Below are 18,380 nucleotides of genomic sequence, written 5' to 3'. Positions count from 1 at the left end.
GTCGCAACACGGTGATCACTTGCTGGCGGCGGCCGGCCTAGCATGCCGACGGGGCTTCCGTATTTCCCTGAGTTGCGGGGGATCCGGAACCCCCTGGCCGGAAGCCAGCGGATCTCCAACCTGGGCGACGAAGCCGGCCGGGATCAGGCCGGTCCGGTAGTCTCGGCCGGGAGCCGAAGATTTTGGTCGCGGGGATGTCGGGGCACCGGCACGTCCATGGCGTTCGAGGGTGCTCTTCCAACTCGGCCTTCCGGCCTTCATTGCCTGGCTGACGGACGCCCGCCGCAATGTGATCACTTTGAAGGTCACCCGGAGGAAGCCCGGCCCGGACCACGTATCAGCCCGACTCAGCCCAAGCGGCCTGATCCGCACGTCGGTTCACAACGGGGTAGGTCCGACTCGATCACACCTCCGGGCCCTGCAGGCTCTACCCGCCGCGCTCGGCGCCGGTCACCTGGGTGGTTGGACCCGGCAAGGTGGTTATCGGGCCACCGAGGAGTCGTTGTTCACGCAGGCGACCAGCCTGCTGTCCCAACTTCCGACGACTCCCAAGGTGCGGGCCGCGCTCTACCGCGTGCTGGCGAACCTTTCGAGCGTGAAGAACATCGGGACGATCAAGGACCCGCTGGGGCGCATCGGGACGGGGATAGAGTTGTCCGGCTGCGGAGAAAGACAGATCATCATCGATGAAACGTCCGGCCGGCTTTTGGCCGTGCAAGAGCACTCTCCTGGCTGCATCGGCGAACTGACCTCGTGGACCGCTGTGACAGCATCTGGCTGGACCGACGCCGGACCGGCGCTTCCCAAAACGATCGTGCCCAACGGCAGATGACCTCGGCGACTGGCCGAACAACCGGGGATCTCGCCGCACCCGGCAACGTCCCTACCCCAGCGGGGACTGGCCTCCGCGGCCCCGTCGGGTTCTCATTCTCGGCCGCTGTTGGCTCGAGCGCGGGCGCGGGCCTGGGCCAGGCGGTAGGAGTCGGTGCCAGTCTCGATGATGTTGCCGCCGAAGGTCAGTCGATCCACGATGGCGGCGCAGAGGCGAGAGTCGGTGAAGGTTTCGTCCAGGAAGAGAAGGACTCGTTGGACAAGATGGCCATGCTGTTGCTCTGGCACGGCCCGTGCTCGTCGCTCCCGCGCCCACGGGGGCGAAGGCGCCGTTCGGCCAATGGACGGTCTTCGCGCCGCGTGCGGTAGTGCAAATCGACTCCACCCCGCTGGACGTGCTGGTCCGTCTCGACGACGGCGTGGTTGGGAAGATCGAGCTCACGGGCATGGTCGATGTCGCGACCAGGACCGTGATCGCCGCGGTGCTGCGACCCACTACGAAGGCGGTGGACGCGAGCGTGTTGCTGGCTCGCACCGTCACGTCGGAGCTGATGCGGCCCGGCTGGGTAGACGCGCTGAGGATGTCGCACTTGGTGCTGCCGCACCGCCGGCCCCTCAGCCTGGACGAGCGGCTGGTGCACGCCGCCGCCAAGCCAGCGATCGTGCCGGAAATGTTCGTCTGCGACCATGGCAAGGCGTTCATCTCCCAGAGTTTCCGCGCTTCCTGGAAATTGACTTTCAGCTCACGCACAAGGCATCCCTGTTCCAGAAGGGGCACGTGGCGAAGATGCTCGACTCCGTCGGCACGCTCTTCGCCCAGTTCGTGTCCGGATTCACCGGTCGCAGCACCGATCACCGCGGCCGGAACCTGGAAGACCGCCGGTTGTGGTCGCTGCTGGAGTTGCAGGAGCTTCTCGACGAATGGCTCGTCGCCACGTGGCACAACCGCGAACACGATGTTTTGCGCGACCCACTGCACCCGGGCAGGTCCTTCACACCGAACGAGAAGTGCGCCGCGCTGGTGGAGGCCTGCGGCTACGTTCCAGTAGCTCAGCGGCGCCGACTGCATCCAGCTATTGCCGGCGACCTGGCGGGCAGTCAACGACTTTGGCATCACGATCAAGCGGCGCACCTACGACGGGCCAGGCCTCATCCGGCGCCAGCACCCCGGCGTCACGGCGAAGAAGGGTCTGTGGGAGGTCCACCACGACCCCTTACGACATCTCCCGCATCTGGGTCCGCAATCACCACGGTATGTAAGCGGCGGGGAGGGCAGCAGTGGGTGCGGCGCGGGCCAGCAGGTCGTGTATGAGAGCGACCACCTCGCCGGGCGTGAAGTTCATGGCGTTCTCGCCGACACTGATCTCGAAGGAGCATCGGCCGGGCTCGGGTGCCGAACGTACCCGGCCCCAGAGCTGGATGCCGTGCTCGGTGAGGATTGCGTGGCCGGCCTGCTCAATGGCCTGTCTGGGGGCGGGCAGGTGGATGTGAAACAGCGGGGTCTGCGGTGGGTCGGGATAGGCGCGGGCGGTGCCGTCTGCGTTGATCGCGGCCGCGATGGCGATGGCGTGCTCACGGTAGGCGGGCATCGCATCGGCCAGGGCGTCGAGGTGGACCAGCGCGGCCAGCGCGAGCGGCCAGGCGTCGCGGATGCCGCCGCCGAGCCGTTGCCGCCAGACCCGTGCCACCTCCACGGTGGCCGCGTCGGAGGCGAGTACCGCACCCCGCACGCCCTGCAGGCTCTTGTAGAGGGAGACGTAGACGGTGTCGAACAGGGCGGCGATCTGGTCGAAGGGCCGCTGGTAGTAGGTCTGGGCCTCCCACAACCGGGCGCCGTCCAGGTGCGCGGCGGCGCCGGTGGCGCGCACGAGCGCGACCTGCTCGCGCAGATCGTCCCATTCGGGCAGCCGGCCGCCGATGTCGCGCTGCGGCAGTTCCCAGACGGCCGCCGCCAGCGGTTCGCCGATCGCCGCCAGGTCCTCGGCCGTCAGCAGCTCGTGCAGGTCGCCGGTACGGCGCAACCGCAGGCCGTGGACGGCGTTGTAGCCCTGCTCCTCCCATACGTCCAGATGCGATCGTGGGTGGGCGGCGAACGTGCGACGCCCGCGCCGGTCGGCATGTACGCGCAACGCGGTCTGCTGGGCCATCGTGCCGCTGGGGAAGAACAGTGCGCTTTCCTTGCCGAGCAACTCGGCCAGCCGCCGCTCCAGCACCGCGACGGGGCCTTCAGGGCCGTCGGCCGGGGTGTCGTCATCCACCAGGGCCAGCATCTGCTCCAGTATCACGCGAGGCCCACGCCGGATCGGCGCGTGCAGGAACAGGGACCGCCGCACCGGCGGGCTGGTGTCGGGCATGAAGGTCTCCTTCGTTGTTGCGGTCATCAGGAAAGGCCGCAGGATGACGCCTCGACCGAGGTGGCGGCGATCGTCGTCGGTCGTTTCCGGTCTCGCGGACCTGTCATGGCACCGCCGTTCACCTGGTGCGTTCCCAGGTAAGCAGCGTGAAGGGGCCTTCTTCTCGCTCCCGGATGACCGGAGCGTCGTCCGTGAGGTGGAATCCCGCGGAGGCGGCAACGGCCTGGCTGCCTTCGTTTGCGCGCTCGATGCGAATAAGTATCCGGGTCATTTCCAAGTCGTGGAAGGCATGACGAGTCATCAGCTCAACAGCCCGCTTGGCCAGACCTTGCCGTCTGTACTGGCGGCCGATCCCGTACGCGATCTCTCCTTCACCCGGGTTTCCCGCGGAGCGGAGAAGGACCTCTCCTCGCGGCCGATCGTCCTCGACAGTGATAGCCAGGTTGATGCCGCGGTTCTCCGCCTTGGCCTGGCGGGCTTTGGCCAGATACGCCGTGGCAGCGGCCACGTCGAAGGGGGAGCGGAGCGGCGTCCAACGATCCATGTCCGGATCGTCGAAAAGCTCGGCCATGACCGGCAGGTCCTCGTCTGTCCATTCACGTAGCCGGAGGCCGAGCCCTCGCACCTCACTTGATCGCAACACCGGACGGCTGGTGTCGGGCATGAATGTCTCCTGTGGTTGTTGCGACAGGCTCGCAACGAATATAGATGAACCATACGGGGGTTGGGTACATCGCCAAGTCCGCTGGTCCGGGGGACTTTGGGAAGAACGGCTCGCGGTGACCTGAGTGGAGGCTTCAGCGGGACTCGGAGGCGGGGGCGGGGGATTCATCCGAGTTCCGCGTGCTGCCCGTGGTCGGTGACCTGGGCGTCGAACCAGGCGTCGAACCAGGCGTGCATCCCCTTGATGAGGGCGGGGTTCGAGGTGTAGGTGATCTGGGCCACGGCGGGAACATCCGCGTAGCGGAGGTCGATCCGGTCATGGCCCGCCTGGAGCTCCTGCAGGTTGGGTAATCGCCGCGGCCGCTTGAGCTGGTTGGCCCGGCGCATTGCCCGCTGAGTGCTGGCTGATTCGGAATTCGGCGAGGGGCGGGCACGGCGAACGGCTCAGCTGTTCGATCTTCCCCGACGGCTCGCCGATGCATGCGCTGAGGTCGTCGATGCGGGCCAGCATCATGGTGCACAGGAAGGCATGGTGGTCGTCGAAGTGGCCGGTCAGGGCCTCTTGGGGCATCCAGCTTGGTACGCATCTTGCCTCCGGCCGTCTCGGCGACCACATGTGGGCGTACCGTTTGACGGTTCGAGGCCAAGCCGGGGCGGCGGCCGCATCCCAGCAGCCCGACGCCCTGGTCGAGCAGGCGTGGACCTGCCGCCAGCGCTCGCGCGTGGTGGCGGCCCGCGCCCCTTCTTTTCGGCGGCGGGCCAGTCTTGCTCCCGCAACAGGGGTGCGCGGCTTCAAGAGACTCCATCACCATAGAACTCGGAGTTCCCTAAGGGAACCCACTTTGGTAGAGTGATCTCATGCAACGCACGAATTTCGGGCAGATGGCCTGCTCCATCGCGCGCACCCTCGACGTGATCGGGGAGCCGTGGTCTCCGCTCGTCCTGCGTGATGTGTGGGTGGGGATGAGCCGGTTCGAGCAGATCCAGGCCGACCTCGGGATCTCGCGCAAGGTGCTGACCGAGCGCCTCAACCACCTCGTCGACGAGGGCGTGGTCGAGCGCCGTCCCTACGACAAGCGGCCCCGCTACGAGTACGTCCTGACCCAGAAGGGCACCGAGTTGGTCGACCTGCTCATGGTCATGACCTCGTGGGGGGACAGGTGGCTCGCGGGCGAGGCCGGCCCGCCGGTGCTCTACCGCCATCACGCCTGCGGCGAGATCAGCAGCGTCGACCTGCGCTGCGCCCACTGCGGCGAGCCGATGCACGCCGGCGGCATCGATCAGTTGCCAGGTCCCGGCGCGGCCACCTGACGAAGCGGATCCAGAGCCCCCCGGGCGGCCTGCGCCGGCCGGGGTTTCACTCGTGACAAACCGCGGGCCTGCGAGGCACTGGCGCTACGGCTTTGGCGTGCGAGACGTACGTCAACAGGTCCTGCAAGGGGCCGGATCTCGCCAGGAGGTGCCGGGTCCAGCAGAGGACGTTAACATCCCTTGACGTAGGGCAGGCTCCGAGAGGCGGTGGACCACGTGGCTGAGGTGAGGGCCTGGTAATGCCCCCTCGTCCGGTGATCGCGCCGCCGTCCCCACCGTGGCCGACCCATCGGCTCACCTCGTCCCTGGAGATGTTCGACCGCCTCTCAGCAATCACCGAGGGGTTTCGGGGCAAGCGTTCAGTTCAGCGGCCGAGGGTGGACTATGGCGTCAAGTCCTCCACCGGCGTGCCCCTCACCCGCCAGGGAACTGACGCAGCCAAGAACATCGCCCGGTTGCAAGCGCGGCATCGTCACCGCCACTGGCGGCATCACCCTCGCTGCTGCCGTCATCGCCACGAGACTGGCCGGCAACGTTATCGGGAAACATCCCCGTGACCACACCAAAAATACCCACCCGACGCTATCCCGAACCTGGGTCGCGAACGCTGTCATAGAACGCGGAGCCGCTGGGGGCATCGACGTCGAAGGTCTCCAGAAAAGCCGAAACCCGCGGCCTCCGGGTCGTCAAACGCCGTTGGGGTCGTGGAACGCAGCCTGGACTGGCTGAGGCAATACCGCCGACGCGGATGCGCGGCCGGCGTCCAGGAGGGCCGCGTCGCCGGTGTGGGTGGGTTTGACCCGCGATGATGAGGCCCTTCCCACCAGCTCCCAAGCCATGATCGACCTCGCGTCGATCAATAACCTGACCAAAGCGCATAACGGACGAGGACGCCAATCAAAGCCCTCGAAGAGCAGATGGAGTGGTGCGGCGGTGTTCCTAAAGGTCGGGAGGGAGGAGCTGATCAAGTGCCTCACGTTGACGTCGAGGGAGGCGAAGAGGGAAATGCGATGGTGATCGTATTCCCCTCTTCGCGTCTCCGGTCAGCCCGCGATCGTGCCGCAGGTCATGTTGACCACCGTCCCGGTCATCGCGCTGGCCCGATCGGAGGCCACGAATGCGGCGACATCGGCGGTTTCGGCCAGTGTCGGCAGGCGCTTGAGCAGCGTCTTGTCGACGAGGGAGGCGAAGAAGTCCGCCTCCAGCTCGGGCGGCGCGTCGGCAAGCTTGTCCGGCCGGACGCACACCACCCGCACGCCGTGCGGGCCGAGTTCGCCCGCGAGGTGGCGCGTGAATACCTCGGTGGCGGCGCAAGCGACGCCGAACCCGCCCATGAGCGGTCCCGGCAGCGCGGCGGGCGACGCGGAGAGGGTCACGATCGTGCCCGCTCCTTGGCGGATCATGTGCCGAGCAGCCGCTCGCGAGGTCAGGAACTGTGATGTGACGCCGGTGATGATGGGCGTGGTGAAGTCCTCCGGGGACATCTCCACCAGCGGGATGCCCTGCACATCGCGCAGGCTGATTGCGTTGAGCACGACATCGACACCGCCTGCGCGTTCGGCCACCGAGTCGGCGTGGCGGTCCACCGAGTCCGCGTCGAGGGCGTCGACCTGGTCGACCTCGGCGCGTTTGCCGATGGTGGCGACATCGGCCGCTACGGCCTCGAGCTTGACGCGGGTCCGGCCGGCCAGGAAGAGCTGGGCCCCTTCTCGGGCGAAGGTGCGGGCGATCGCGCCACCGAGCGCACCGCCCGCACCGTGGATGATGACTCGCTTACCGTCCAAAAGCATGTGATCGGATCCTAATGAGTTCTGGAGTAAGCCATCCGGCAGACTCCGTGGTGATGGTGGCTGCCGGCACATGAGCACTCTCGGGTCCTGGACGTGAAGTCCTGACGAAAGACCGTGCCCCTTGCCGGTTGGCGGGAAGAGTTGATCCCTGATGGGATGTCGTGCCCGTCCGCATGCGGCGTGAACACTGCTTCACTAGGTCGCCGATGGTTCTCCCTTAGGCCGGTGACCAGTGGAAACGCGGAAATCGACCGGAGGATTTGTGCGGGTGTTCGTGGAGGATGACTGGCCCGAGCACCACCACGACGTGGAGCTGATGAACGCCACCGGCAGGCGGTTGGCCAAGGCCCGGTTGCCGCCGGCGTGGCGGACATGGCCCGGTTTCACGCAATGATCGTCGAATAGCCCGGGACGGCCGCCGGGGACGCCGGTGAGGAGGAGAGCGCCGGCCGGGCGCTGATCGGCGTCGAGACTGACCGGGGTCCGTGGGTGGCCGCGCTGGTGGCGGCCGGCTATCGGGAGTTGGCGGTCGACCCGCTGCGAGCCGCCGAATACCGCAAGCGGCACAGCGTGTCGGGCGCCACGAGCGACACCGCCGACGCGCACGTGCTGGCCGACATGGTGCGCACTGATGCCCAACCCACTGCGCCCGGTGGCCGGTGACAGCGAGCACGCCGAGGCGGCCAAGGCGGCCACTCGCGCGCACAAGATGCTGATCTGAGAGCAGACTCGGCAGAAACAGCGATTGCGGTACGCGTTGCGCGGCTGCTTTCCCGCCGCCCTGACCGCCTTCGACGACCTGGACGTCCCCGAGGCGTTCGGTCTGCTGGAGCGCCCTGCTGATCCGGCTGCGGCGGCGAAGCCGGCGATCAGCCAGATCGGCGGGGCGCTCACAAGGGTCGGCCGCCGCGGTGACCTGGCCGCCAAGGCCGCGCCGAGCCAGGCCGCGCTGCGCACCGAGCAGCTGGGCCGGTCCGCGGCCGTCGCCGTTGCTTACCCCGCCTCCATCCAGGCCCTGATCGCGGTGCCGGCCACCCTGAACCAGCAGGGCGCCACGCTGCACACGGAGGTCGAGGCGCCTTGTGGGCAGCCGGCCGCAGAGATGATCGCCTCCCAGCCCGGGCTGGGACCGATTCTCGGCACGCGGGGGCTCGCAGACTTGTGCGACGACCCTCAGCGGTACGCCGCGGCCAAGGCGCGTAAGAACCACGCCCGCACCAGCCCGATCACCCGCGCCCGGGGTACGACGAAGGCCGGCATGGCCCGGCACGTGCGCGGCAACCGGCCGATCGATGCCCTGATGGCCCAGGTGGCCACCGTGATCCGCCTCTCGCCCGGCGCCCGCGCCCCCTGTGCCCGGCCACGCGCCCGCGACTCCGGCCACAACGCCGCCCTGCGTCAGGTCGCCAACCGCCTCGTCGGCGCCCTGCACGGCTGCCTGAAGATCGGCACCGTCTGGGACGAGGCGACCGCCTGGTCGCATCGTGAGGAGTCGCCTGCTGCTTGACAACTGAAGCCCCTGGGATCTCTTTCGTGATTTCGGGGGTTCAGCCCGCGGATGCCGCAGGAGCGGGCAAGGGGAACAAGGCCAGGAAGTGGCGGACCATGGCGATGTCCCCGTCCACTCGCAACGCGCTCTCCCCGATCGCCTCGCCGAGGTCGCCCCCGCCCCAAAGGATCGCGCTGATGGTCGTGGAGTCCGCGACGATGGTCGCGTCCGCCGCGTCCGCGTCCCCGCGTTCGATGTGGAACCGGCTGTCCGACACCGAGGCGACGAACTCGTCAAAGTCGAACCGCAAGCCGATACGCCCGGTGAGACCGCGCGCCGCCGCGGGGCTGAACAAGGTCCGCAGTGCCAGCACGAGCGCGTTGACGCTCACCGGGGCGTCGTGCAGCATCAAGGGCGAGCGGCTGCCCCAGCGGCCGAGGGCGACGATCGCTGGTTCCAGCTCCAGGCCCCAATCGGTGAGTTCGTAGACCTTCGAGGCGGCCGGGGGTTTGAGGGTGCGCCTGCGCACCACCCCCGCGGCCTCGAGATCGCGTAGCCGCTGAGCGATGACATTCGGCGCCGCGCCCGGCAGGCCGTTGCGCAGGTCGGTGAACCGCTTGGGGCCGAGCAGCAATTCGCGGACGACGAGCAGCGCCCATCGATCTCCGACGAGATCCAGTGCGTGCGCCGCCGCACAGCCGTCCAGGTAGGAACGCTTCCCTGTCATAGGGCCATGTTATCCGTGGGGATCCCCTATTACATCTATCAAGTTGCATATCCGCAGCTTGTGGTTGTAATTTACTACCCCTGGAGATTCGGAGGCTCTGGGCCGTGAGAGGTAAGAAACCGTGCAAGCCGAATCGATCAACGCCCCACCTCAGCCGGATCCTCGGCGATGGAAGACCTTGGCCTTGCTGGGCACCGCGTTCTTCATGGTCATCCTGGACTCCACGATCGTCCTCACGGCGATCCCTTCCATGCAGGGGGACCTAGGTTTCACGGTGGCGGGAGTGCAGTGGGTGCTGACCGCCTACGCGCTGACCTTCGCCGGCCTCATGCTGTTCTTCGGCCGGATGGCCGATCTGCTCGGCAGGCGGCGTGTCTTCATGGTCGGACTCGCGCTGTTCATCCTGTCGTCGATCATGTGCGGAGCCGCCTGGTCGGCGGAGGTGCTCGTCGCGGCCCGGTCCGTCCAGGGGATGTCCGCAGCGATCATGGCTCCCACCGCGTTGTCCATCGTTATCGCCACGTTCTCCGACAGCGCCGAGCGTAACCGGGCGCTCGGGATCTGGGGTGGCCTGGGAGGGATCGGCGCCACCGCCGGCCTGCTGCTCGGCGGACTGATCACCGACACGCTGGGCTGGGAATGGATCTTCTTCCTGAACGTTCCGGTCGGCGTCGTCATCCTCGCGCTGTGTCCGGTGCTGCTACGGGAAAGCCGCGAGCGGGCGGCGGGCAGGAAGTTCGACTTCGTCGGCGCTATCACGATCACCGTGGCTCCGCTGCTGATGGCCTACGCTGTCATCCAGGCGCCGGAGTCCGGCTGGGGGAGCGCCACAACCATCGGCCTGCTCGCCGGCGCTCTCGCCGTCCTGGCGCTGTTCGTCTTGGTGGAAGCCCGCTCCGCCGCACCCCTGGTGCCATTGCGGATTTTCCGCAACCGCACCCTGGTGGGCGGCAACCTCCTCATGCTGGTAGTGGGGCTGGCCGTGGACGGTATGCTGTTCCCGCTCACGCTCTACGCACAGCAGGTTCTCCAGTACACCGCGCTGCAATTCGGTCTCATGAGCGCGGTCATGACCGTGATGTCGGTGGTCGGCGCGTTGGCCGGACAGGCGTTGGTCGCCCGGCTCGGCCTCCGGCCGACCGCCATCGGCGGCATGCTGCTGATCGGCGCGGGATGTCTGCTGCTGGTCCCGGTATCGGTGAACGGGTCCTTCACCAGTGACATGCTGTGGGGTCTGCTCGTCTTCGGTCCGGGCATGGGAGCCTCCTTCGTCGCCGCGCAGATCGCCGCGCTCACCGATGTTCCCGAGCAGGAATCCGGTCTCGCCGCAGGCCTGGTCGACACCCTGTTCCACATCGGCAGCGCACTCGGCATCGCCACGGTCACCTCGGTGGCGATCGCGGTCGCCCGTGTCACGGTGACCGAGACCGGTGTACCCGCCGGTTCGCTCGGCGCCCTCAACGACGGACTACGCGCCGCGTTCGGGGTGGCCGCAGTTTTCGCGGCGCTGGGCCTTGTCGCGGCACTGTTCATCCTGACCCGAAATCGAGCTGCGAAGGTCGCCGACGACACCGCAGCCGCCGAACCCGTTGCCATCGGGGCAGAACCCGCAGGAAAGGGAGAACACGCATGAAGGCCAATGTGATCAGGTACCAGACCCGAGGCCCTGAGGAAGCCGAGAACAACCAGCGCCTGATCGAGGGCGTGTTCGCCGAACTCGCCGAGCAGAAGCCCGAAGGACTGCGCTACGCGGCGTTCCGCCTCGCGGACGGCCTCAGCTTCATGCACGTCGTCGTCGCCGAGGAAGGCGACGACGCCCTGACCGGCCTGGCTTCGTTCAAGGAATTCCAGCGGGCGATCGGTGACCGCATCGTCGGCCCTCCCCAGCTCACCGAGACCACCGTGGTCGGCGCATACCGGATCCTGGCGGAGTGATCCTCGCCCGCCCTCGTGCCAGGCTGCCCGTCCAGCGCTCCCTACGCTGGACGGGCAGCCTCCGTCGTGCCCGGTACATGACCGAGATACGGGGGGACCCACCGTATTGATCGTGAAAAGCGTGACGCTGTCGGCAGGAGATGCCGTGGAGCGTTCCATGGGTGAACCGCCAACCCAACAGGCGACTTCGCGGAATCAGCTGTCGCGTGGTGGCGTGCACTGATGCTGTCAAAGGCACGCGGCGTAGTGGCTGGTGGAGGGGCGGGGCCATGGGATGTCAGGCCGGACGGCGCCTGCTTTCTTGTCGCTGCGGTCACGGCCGCAGCTGGTGCGTGGGCAGGATCGGTGCGGGTTGGGTGGACGTCCCAGCAGCGCTCGTGCCGAACCCGGCGCTGTCCGCTCGCCGATCACCGTCGCCGGCATGGCCTGCCACTGTCGCAACAACTCCCGGATCTGCCGTTTCGCCGTGTGCACGACCGACCCCTTACCGGGCCGCTGATACTTCGCCGGCTCCTCGGCCGCCAGCGCCCGCCGCACCGTATTCCTGGCGATACCCAGATATCGCGCAATCGCTTTGATCGGGCTCCCCTCGGCCCTATGCAGCCGACGGATCTCCGCCCAGGCCTCCCACTTGATCACCCTCCACTCCAGACGGGGGCGGACGTCGATGCGCGTGTGGCTACGGTACGAATACGTATGTCGGCGTACGGCTACCAGTGCCGAGTCATGTACAAGCAAACGTGCCGAGGTGAACGGCGTGTCCCTGGCGTGATCGCCTGGATGGTCTTGGAAGGTGCCCGTGTAGGCGATCGTCATGGGCGGGGGCGGATCGGATGGTTCTGGAGGCTGAGCGGTGGCTCGAGCTGCGCCGGTTCCGTGCGCTGCGGGAGGCGGGCGCGTCCATCTCGGAGATCTCCCGGGAGACCGGCCTGCACTGGCGGACGGTGAAGAAGTATCTGGAGGACGACGGTCCGGTGGCGCCTCCGATCGCGTCTCCGCGGCGGTCCCGGCGCGGGCAGGTGATGGATGCCTATGCCCATGTGGTCGATGAATGGCTGCGGGCCGAGCTGTTGCTGAAGGCGTCGGTGATTCACGAACGGCTGGTCGAGCAGTACGGATTCACCGGCCACTACCAGCGGGTCAAGATGTATCTGCAGGTCGCCCGCCCGAAGATCGCCGAGGAACTCGGTTACACGCCTAGCGAGCTGGCCCGGCTGCACCGCCGCTTCGAGGTCGTTCCCGGAGCCCAGGCACAAGTCGATTGGGGAGACGAGGGCGGCATCCTGGCCCACGTCGGGATTGCGAAGGTCTACTCCTTCCATATGGTGTTGTCCTATTCGCGTGATCCGTTCGTGTGCTTCACCACCAGTCAGGACCTGGCCACCTTCTGGGCCTGCCACCGCCGTGCGTTCGACCACTTCGGCGGGGTGCCCGGCTCGATCGTCTATGACCGGACCAAGACCGTGGTGCGCCGGCACGTCGCCCCGGGCAAAGCGGTCCCGCTGCACCCCGAAGCCGTCGCGTTCGCCGGCCACTACGACTTCGACCCGGACGTGCTGGCCGCCTACCGGCCCACCGGCAAGGGAAGGGTGGAACGGCAGGTGACCATCGTCCGCGACCACGTGCTGGCGGGCCGGTCGTTCTCCGGCCTCGCTGACCTGGACAACGCCTTCCTGGCCTGGGTACCGATCCGCCGCCGCACCACCCACCGCACCCACGGCGAGGTCATCGCGGTGCGGGCCCGCCGCGACCACGCCGCCCTGCGCCCGATCCCGTCCAAGCCGTATCTGGTGGCTGAGCGGCATCTGCGGCACGTGGGCAAGGACTGCCTGGTCGCCTTCGAAGCCAACCTGTACTCCGTGCCCGCCACGATGGTCTTCCACCGGCAACTGGTGGAGGTGCGAGCTTCGGCGGCCACCGTCAGCATCCACGCCACGGTCCCCGACGCAGGCGGGATCACGCTGCTGGCCGTGCACCCGCGCGCCGCCGGCCGTGGCAGGCGGATCGTCGACCCCAGCCATTGGAACGGGCTGCCGGACGGGCATACCCGCGCGACCACCACCAGCCACGAGACCTTCCCCGATCACCCGGACGACGAACTGGCCGTGGTGCGCCGCCGGCGCGTCCAGCCGGCCGGGACCTTGCGCTACCTGCTGGCTCGCGCTGAGGCCGCCGATGTCGAGGTCGGCCGACGGCCCTTGTCGATCTATGACCAGATCACCGGAACCGGCCCCTTCTCCTGACCATCCGCGCCGAGCGCCCGCCGTCACACGACCCGGCACCGGCCGGCGGCACGGGCCGGGCCCACGACCTCAAAGGACCTTCAACGTTGAGCGAGCTCGTCACTGCCCGGATCCGGGCCACCGCGGCCCGGCTGGAGCTGCCGCACCTGGCCGCCAACCTGGCCGGCCATCTGGCCCGGGCCGATGCCGCCCAGATGGGTTACCTGGAGTTCCTGGACCTGGTGCTGGAGGAGGAGCACGCGGTCAAGGAGGAACGGCGCATCCGGCACGCGCTGCGGATCTCCAAGATGCCGCACCACAAGACGCTGGACGACTACGACTTCTCCTACCAGCCCACCCTGGACCCCAGGAAGGTCAAGGACCTGGCCAGCCTCGCGTTCGCCGAAGCCAAGTCCAACGCCGCGCTGCTGGGGCCGCCCGGAGTCGGCAAAACCCACATCGCGGTCGCCTTGGCGGTGGCGGCCTGCAGGGCCGGCTACTCGATCTACTTCACCACTCTGGACGACATGGTCCGCCAGTTGAAGGCCGCCGACGCGATCGGCCGCCTGGCCTCCAAGATGCGCGCCTACGTGCGCCCCCACGTCCTGGTCCTGGACGAGGTGGGGTATCAGCCGCTGGCCCGCGACGAGGCCAACCTGGTCTTCCAGATGATCAGCAAGAGATATGAGAAAGGCTCGATTCTCCTGACCAGTAACAAGGCGTTCTCTGAATGGGGCCAGGTCTTCGGCGATGAAGTGCTGGCCACCGCGATCCTCGACCGACTCCTGCACCACTGCGAGGTCATCGCCATCAACGGGCCCAGCTACCGGCTCAAGAACCGCCTGTCAGCCATCGCCGACTCCGCCCTCGAAGCCGACGTCGCAGCAGCCGGATGACAACCTCCCAGCCCGGCCACGCTCCCACCGGCCACCTCGCGGATCACCTCGACCTGCCCACCACGATCGACGAGTTCCTCAGCAGCGGCGACGACGTCTGCCAACTCCTTGCCACCTACTGCTCCACAGGGCCCGGCGACAACGGCAGACTCGCTGCCTGCACCCTCATCGACCTGTTCAGCTTCACCGTCGCAGGTCTACGTCACCAACTCCAACCCAGCCCTGACCAGCACTGACACCTCGGCACGTTTAGCCGTACTTACCTCAGCCTTCCAAGGAGTACGCCGACAACGTAGATGGTTGAGGCGCTGGCGGAGATGATGCGAATGTCGTCTGGGATGCTCGTTTCCGGCTCGTGAGGGTTGTAGGTCACGCTCAATTGTGTGCGGCTGTGTCGGGCGCGTAACGCGTCCAGCATGGCATTGGGGCGTCCTCCGGGGTGATCACGCGTTGCAGCATCGGCCAATCGCCAGGTCTGGCCGCCGAAGGTTTGCCGCCATGTCCAGAGCACGATGTGATCGGCTGTCAGAGGCAGTGACCGGCCGCTGTTGCGGGTGTGGTCGTTGTTACCCCTCAGGGGGATGTCGATGCGTTCCTTGACGAGTCGTGCTGCTTCGGCGGCCGTGAGGGGATTGGTCGGGCCGGAGTGGGCCAGGCTGGTCTCACGGGCGCCGATGGCGAGGCCGGGTAGCTTGCTCTCCCACCCTTGTCGCCCAAGCGCCGACCACAGGTTGCCGATCACGGTAGCTGGCTGGATCTTGTAGCGGTCGGTGTACTGCTTGAGGGCGACTCCGGTCGAGATGTTGACCGCGTCGATGCGCCCGTTGAGGTGTACTTTTCGACCTTGGCGAGCGTAATGAGGGGATGGTCACGTCGCATGGCCGTCCGGCAGGCCTCATGGTCGCCGCAGCCCAACTCGGGGATGGCGAGGTCAACAGCGATGAGGCGCCTGGCGGGAAACACCCCGCGCAGGGCCCGCGACGTCTCGATGAGGAAGCGAACAATCTCGTCGTCGTCGGCGAAATCGCCTCGCAATCCCAGATCGAACGCGATCTTGACGCCGACGACTCCAGGCTGGCGCGCGTGCTGTGCGAGCCGTCGCACGGCCGCCTCGAACGTGTCGCACCCCCCGTTGTGGCGCTCGTGTGCGTTGCATGCCTGCCGTTCTTCGTTTTCCCCCCGCCATGCCTTGACGAGATCGCTTTCTAGCCAGGTGCGCAGGTTGTAGGCACGGGCTTTGGTCAGCGCCTGGCCCACCGGGTCGTCGGCGGTGACAGGGGGAGCACTGGTCGCAGATGCCGACGGTGTGGCGGTGCTGTCGGCTGAGGGGCTTGCCAGTCCCGTGCTTGAAACGCTGGGCGTAGGGTCGGGCGTGGTGGTGGGGTCTGGTGCGCCGGGCGGGGTCTCCATGCTGGTGGACGTGGCGGGAGGCTCCTGGCCGTGCGGGGTAGGGCTTGACGGGGCGACGGTGGTGGTCGATGAAGCGGTTTCGTTCTTGCAGGCGAAGTGCGGGTTCGTCGTGCAGATTCCGCCTGGGGGATCGGCGGCTGCGCCGCGGTGGTCGACGCAGTGGTACCTGCTGTCGCCACTGTTGCGGACGCACACCAGTGTTGTGGTCTGGGTGCAGCCTTCGATCGGCGTGATCGAGGCGAACTGTGACCTGCTCGGGTCAGAGCAGAAGAAGTAGACGGGGGGCTGGTCGTCGGTGCCGGTGCTCGTGCCGGTGCTCGTGGCGGAGATCGTGGGGAAGTCGGAGGGGTCGGCGGAACGACGGTCGCCACCGTTGCGGTTTGCCGCCAGCCGTGCCAGGCACCGCTGGTAGTTCTCGACACCGGCACCTTCCCGCAGGGTACACAGGGCAGCATCGTTCGGATGGGGGCTGGGGGAGGCTTCGGCCAGCCCGGTGGAGCTGGTGATGGCCGCAAGAGCCACAACCAAAATGATCCGGCCGCGTTGGCGGGAACGGAGGCGTTTCATCGTGGGCTACTTCTCCCTGGGAAGTCGTGATGGGGCGCTCAAGCGCGGAATCGGCTGAGCCGATGTTGCTTGGACGACGGCGTATGTCATGGCCGTGGCTGGGGCGGGATGCCGGGATAGCGAGTGCTGATGTGATCGCAGTTGCTCTCCTTGCCGCTGTCGCCGGCCTCGCGCACGAAGAGCCCCTGGTCCTGCACTGCCGTCCGCGTCACAGACAGCACCGGGATGCCGCTGACGTGGCTGGTTGCCTGGGTGTGCGCGCCGTTGCCGGCATTGCTGCCGCTCCAGGCGATGAGCTGTGTCTCCCTGATATGCCGGGGCGGTCCTCCCGGCCAGCCGGGTTCGGAAGGCGCGCCGACGTGGGCGGTATGTCGTCTGTGTCGGTCACATGTGTGCCGGCGTCGGCGATGGACCCCATCCCGGTGCCGGGGGAGATGTCGCCCTGACCCTGCCGGTGCGTGCTGCGCCAAGGGCGGGCATTGCCCGAGTCCGGCGTCTGTGGGTGACCTGGGACGGCGCCGACAGGCGGCGCGCGTGGCCGGCGTTGTCGCCGGTTCGAGGGGAAGAGGTCGCGCGTGGCGTCGGGGGAACGGGCTCGTCGTTCGGCGCGCAGTGGAGTCACGCCGCTCGTCGTGGCACGCCCGCTGGGTCGGCGAGTGGGGGCCTTGGTGGCGCGCAGTGTCGGTATGACCGTGGCCGGCGAGGGTCCAGCGGTGGCCGCGCCCGACGTCGGCGATGGTCCAGCCTCGGATGGGAAATCCCCGAGCGAGGACGAGGTCGGTTGCGGGGCGGCGGGGGTCGCCTGTTGAGGGCCATCGAAAGGATCAGTTGGGAGGATCAGGGTGGTGAGACCCACGAAGAAGAGCGCTGCCGGTACTTCGACGGGCGGCCGAAGGGTCCCTTTTGATCGCGAGACAGCCGGTAAATCCCCGGGCGATGGTTGCCGACGCGCTGGAGGAGCCGAGCGACGATGCCTGCCCCTGGCCGTGCGCTGCAGGGCGCTGCCCTGCGGCACGGGGACCTCGCCAGCGCGGCAGGCGAGTGCTCGGCGGGCGGGCGATGCACCAGGCACGTAGGGGTGACTGCCGGGTCTATGTCTCCACGACGACCCATTGGCGCGGCTCGACATGCTCCCACTCCGTCACGTCCGGAACTTTGCTAACTCCTTTGACCAAAAGTCATGATGGCACTTTGAGTCTCCCTCTGACAATTACTCTGACCCTCAGTCAAGAAGGCCGCTCCTCTGTGATGCCCCGCCATCCCACTCCTCGGGGCACCTGCCCGGTGCGGTGCCCAGCCACCGTCTGCCGGCGCTGGCATTCAGGTCCCCTGCGTGACCAGGGCAGGTGTCAGCCCTGACGAGCGGTCGTTCATCGGCTCCCGCCGATTCCCCACTTGGTCGCCACGCCCGGCCGGGGACGTGCGCACCACGGCTGAGTGCGCGGATGTGCATGATGCAGCGAACGGCCCGCGGGGCGCACCCGCGCACTGCTCCCCGTCACGCCGCGGTCCCGTCCGCCGCGCCTCCGCGGCGCCCGGTCCAGCGAGGAGCGCCGACCGCAGCGGAAGGGGCCAGCCTCGCCCAGACCGAACGGCCAGGGACGCTCGCCCTCAACCGCCAGGCGGTGGCGGCGCTACCGTCGGCCCGGCATCGCGAGGGCCGCTGTTCGCACCGGCGCTTGGCGGCGGGGGTGCGACGGTGGGGCCAACACCTACGTCCTTCTCCACCGGCCTGATCGCGCTTGTCGACGTGCTGGGCCTGGTCTGTGCCCGGGTCGTCGCCGAAAATGGCGAGGTTGGCGCAGGGGTGGCCGAGCGCTCGGCCGCGGAAGTGGGGCGGGGGCGGCGAGGAGGAGCGGTGGAACGGACCGGTGCGGTTCGCCCGGAGTCAGGGGGTGGGGAAGGACTGTCACGTGCCGGCGCCTGAGTCGCCGCGGTGGTCGCCGCGGAGATTCTGGGAACGGTACCGGCCGGGTGAGCGTCAGGCGAAGAGATCGACCAGATGGCCATACCGAGCGCGAGCATGCCGACGACGGCTGCCGAGACAAGCGCGAGAGGGATGGCGCGCCACCGCCGACCGGCGAGGTCCCAGGCGCCGCCATCATCGTTCTCGTCGCCATCGTCTTCCCAGAAGCGTTCGAATCGCTGCTGCTCTGAGTCGTTCTTCGGCGGAACCGGCTGCACG

The 18,380-nt window shown here is 67.9% G+C and carries 19 protein-coding genes and 1 pseudogene; 11 read left to right on the top strand and 9 right to left on the bottom strand.

Going from position 1 to position 18,380, the window contains the following annotated elements:
• Positions 1-229: 229 nt before the first annotated feature.
• Positions 230-832: a hypothetical protein gene (locus tag ACTWPW_RS53450; RefSeq protein WP_443173483.1), complete on the top strand. Its 603-nt coding sequence runs from the start codon at positions 230-232 to the stop codon at positions 830-832.
• A gap of 92 nt (positions 833-924) precedes the next feature.
• Here ACTWPW_RS53450 and ACTWPW_RS53445 read toward each other — a convergent pair whose 3' ends face one another.
• From ACTWPW_RS53445 to ACTWPW_RS53430, 4 genes are all read right to left on the bottom strand, one after another.
• Complete coding sequence (locus ACTWPW_RS53445) at positions 925-1,119, bottom strand: ATP-binding protein (protein ID WP_443173482.1); 195 nt, start codon at positions 1,117-1,119, stop codon at positions 925-927.
• Between the two features lie 956 nt (positions 1,120-2,075).
• The gene (locus ACTWPW_RS53440) at positions 2,076-3,185 is read right to left on the bottom strand and encodes a threonine aldolase family protein (protein ID WP_443173481.1); all 1,110 of its coding nucleotides are present in this window, start codon (positions 3,183-3,185) and stop codon (positions 2,076-2,078) included.
• A gap of 118 nt (positions 3,186-3,303) precedes the next feature.
• Positions 3,304-3,849 (bottom strand): GNAT family N-acetyltransferase, encoded by a 546-nt coding sequence (locus ACTWPW_RS53435; RefSeq protein WP_443173480.1) that lies wholly within the window; start codon positions 3,847-3,849, stop codon positions 3,304-3,306.
• Positions 3,850-4,013: 164 nt separating this feature from the next.
• On the bottom strand, positions 4,014-4,235 hold the full coding sequence (locus ACTWPW_RS53430) for a hypothetical protein (RefSeq protein ID WP_443173479.1): 222 nt from the start codon (positions 4,233-4,235) through the stop codon (positions 4,014-4,016).
• A 471-nt stretch (positions 4,236-4,706) separates the two neighbouring features.
• Here ACTWPW_RS53430 and ACTWPW_RS53425 point away from each other — a divergent pair, with 471 nt between their 5' ends.
• Positions 4,707-5,159 (top strand): winged helix-turn-helix transcriptional regulator, encoded by a 453-nt coding sequence (locus ACTWPW_RS53425; protein WP_443173478.1) that lies wholly within the window; start codon positions 4,707-4,709, stop codon positions 5,157-5,159.
• Between the two features lie 1,043 nt (positions 5,160-6,202).
• Here the strand turns inward: ACTWPW_RS53425 and ACTWPW_RS53420 are convergent.
• A complete protein-coding gene (locus tag ACTWPW_RS53420; RefSeq protein WP_443173477.1) occupies positions 6,203-6,949 on the bottom strand; it encodes an SDR family NAD(P)-dependent oxidoreductase in 747 nt (248 codons plus the stop codon).
• Positions 6,950-7,217: 268 nt separating this feature from the next.
• On the opposite strand from ACTWPW_RS53420, the gene ACTWPW_RS53415 reads away from it, so the two are divergent.
• The 3 genes from ACTWPW_RS53415 (at position 7,218) to ACTWPW_RS53405 (ending at position 8,456) form a co-directional block, all read left to right on the top strand.
• A complete protein-coding gene (locus ACTWPW_RS53415) occupies positions 7,218-7,343 on the top strand; it encodes a hypothetical protein (protein WP_443173476.1) in 126 nt (41 codons plus the stop codon).
• 95 nt (positions 7,344-7,438) lie between these two features.
• Entirely contained in the window at positions 7,439-7,612 is a 174-nt protein-coding gene (locus tag ACTWPW_RS53410) for a hypothetical protein (RefSeq protein WP_443173475.1), read from the top strand.
• 82 nt (positions 7,613-7,694) lie between these two features.
• Positions 7,695-8,456, top strand: a complete 762-nt coding sequence (locus ACTWPW_RS53405) for a hypothetical protein (protein WP_443173474.1) — start codon at positions 7,695-7,697, stop codon at positions 8,454-8,456.
• Positions 8,457-8,496: 40 nt separating this feature from the next.
• Here ACTWPW_RS53405 and ACTWPW_RS53400 read toward each other — a convergent pair whose 3' ends face one another.
• On the bottom strand, positions 8,497-9,165 hold the full coding sequence (locus ACTWPW_RS53400) for a winged helix-turn-helix transcriptional regulator (protein WP_443173473.1): 669 nt from the start codon (positions 9,163-9,165) through the stop codon (positions 8,497-8,499).
• Between the two features lie 121 nt (positions 9,166-9,286).
• Here ACTWPW_RS53400 and ACTWPW_RS53395 point away from each other — a divergent pair, with 121 nt between their 5' ends.
• Positions 9,287-10,798 (top strand): MFS transporter, encoded by a 1,512-nt coding sequence (locus tag ACTWPW_RS53395; RefSeq protein WP_443173472.1) that lies wholly within the window; start codon positions 9,287-9,289, stop codon positions 10,796-10,798.
• Positions 10,795-11,100, top strand: coding sequence for a hypothetical protein (locus tag ACTWPW_RS53390; RefSeq protein WP_443173471.1), 306 nt, complete (start codon positions 10,795-10,797; stop codon positions 11,098-11,100). Before ACTWPW_RS53395 ends, ACTWPW_RS53390 begins: the two co-directional genes overlap by 4 nt.
• A gap of 396 nt (positions 11,101-11,496) precedes the next feature.
• On the opposite strand, the pseudogene ACTWPW_RS53385 reads toward ACTWPW_RS53390, so the two are convergent.
• Positions 11,497-11,739, bottom strand: a pseudogene (locus tag ACTWPW_RS53385) (helix-turn-helix domain-containing protein); the annotation flags it as partial.
• 194 nt (positions 11,740-11,933) lie between these two features.
• On the opposite strand from ACTWPW_RS53385, the gene istA reads away from it, so the two are divergent.
• The 3 genes from istA (at position 11,934) to ACTWPW_RS53370 (ending at position 14,454) form a co-directional block, all read left to right on the top strand.
• On the top strand, positions 11,934-13,343 hold the full coding sequence (istA, locus tag ACTWPW_RS53380) for an IS21 family transposase (protein ID WP_443173470.1): 1,410 nt from the start codon (positions 11,934-11,936) through the stop codon (positions 13,341-13,343).
• 86 nt (positions 13,344-13,429) lie between these two features.
• A complete protein-coding gene (istB, locus tag ACTWPW_RS53375; protein WP_443173469.1) occupies positions 13,430-14,218 on the top strand; it encodes an IS21-like element helper ATPase IstB in 789 nt (262 codons plus the stop codon).
• A complete protein-coding gene (locus ACTWPW_RS53370) occupies positions 14,215-14,454 on the top strand; it encodes a hypothetical protein (protein ID WP_443173468.1) in 240 nt (79 codons plus the stop codon). Before istB ends, ACTWPW_RS53370 begins: the two co-directional genes overlap by 4 nt.
• A gap of 23 nt (positions 14,455-14,477) precedes the next feature.
• Here ACTWPW_RS53370 and ACTWPW_RS53365 read toward each other — a convergent pair whose 3' ends face one another.
• Positions 14,478-14,960 carry a hypothetical protein gene (locus tag ACTWPW_RS53365; RefSeq protein ID WP_443173467.1) on the bottom strand — a complete coding sequence of 161 codons (483 nt, stop codon included), beginning with the start codon at positions 14,958-14,960 and terminating at the stop codon, positions 14,478-14,480.
• On the bottom strand, positions 14,957-16,195 hold the full coding sequence (locus ACTWPW_RS53360; protein ID WP_443173466.1) for a hypothetical protein: 1,239 nt from the start codon (positions 16,193-16,195) through the stop codon (positions 14,957-14,959). The genes ACTWPW_RS53365 and ACTWPW_RS53360 overlap by 4 nt, the downstream gene beginning before the upstream one ends.
• Before the next feature lie 1,974 nt (positions 16,196-18,169).
• Between ACTWPW_RS53360 and ACTWPW_RS53355 the strand changes: the two genes are divergently transcribed.
• Positions 18,170-18,352 (top strand): hypothetical protein, encoded by a 183-nt coding sequence (locus tag ACTWPW_RS53355; RefSeq protein ID WP_443173465.1) that lies wholly within the window; start codon positions 18,170-18,172, stop codon positions 18,350-18,352.
• Positions 18,353-18,380: the final 28 nt, after the last annotated feature.

The sequence above is a fragment of the Nonomuraea sp. KM90 genome (assembly GCF_052246675.1).
GTDB lineage: Bacteria > Actinomycetota > Actinomycetes > Streptosporangiales > Streptosporangiaceae > Nonomuraea.
This window is presented reverse-complemented; position numbering and strand designations above follow the sequence as displayed.

What these genes read in the sequence shown, in the direction of transcription:
- ACTWPW_RS53440 (WP_443173481.1), bottom strand. Translation starts at nt 3,185, where the DNA reads ATGCCCGACACCAGCCCGCCGGTGCGGCGGTCCCTGTTCCTGCACGCG.
- ACTWPW_RS53435 (WP_443173480.1), bottom strand. Translation starts at nt 3,849, where the DNA reads ATGCCCGACACCAGCCGTCCGGTGTTGCGATCAAGTGAGGTGCGAGGG.
- ACTWPW_RS53430 (WP_443173479.1), bottom strand. Translation starts at nt 4,235, where the DNA reads ATGCGCCGGGCCAACCAGCTCAAGCGGCCGCGGCGATTACCCAACCTG.
- ACTWPW_RS53425 (WP_443173478.1), top strand. Translation starts at nt 4,707, where the DNA reads ATGCAACGCACGAATTTCGGGCAGATGGCCTGCTCCATCGCGCGCACC.
- ACTWPW_RS53420 (WP_443173477.1), bottom strand. Translation starts at nt 6,949, where the DNA reads ATGCTTTTGGACGGTAAGCGAGTCATCATCCACGGTGCGGGCGGTGCG.
- ACTWPW_RS53400 (WP_443173473.1), bottom strand. Translation starts at nt 9,165, where the DNA reads ATGACAGGGAAGCGTTCCTACCTGGACGGCTGTGCGGCGGCGCACGCA.
- ACTWPW_RS53390 (WP_443173471.1), top strand. Translation starts at nt 10,795, where the DNA reads ATGAAGGCCAATGTGATCAGGTACCAGACCCGAGGCCCTGAGGAAGCC.
- istA (WP_443173470.1), top strand. Translation starts at nt 11,934, where the DNA reads ATGGTTCTGGAGGCTGAGCGGTGGCTCGAGCTGCGCCGGTTCCGTGCG.
- ACTWPW_RS53370 (WP_443173468.1), top strand. Translation starts at nt 14,215, where the DNA reads ATGACAACCTCCCAGCCCGGCCACGCTCCCACCGGCCACCTCGCGGAT.
- ACTWPW_RS53360 (WP_443173466.1), bottom strand. Translation starts at nt 16,195, where the DNA reads ATGAAACGCCTCCGTTCCCGCCAACGCGGCCGGATCATTTTGGTTGTG.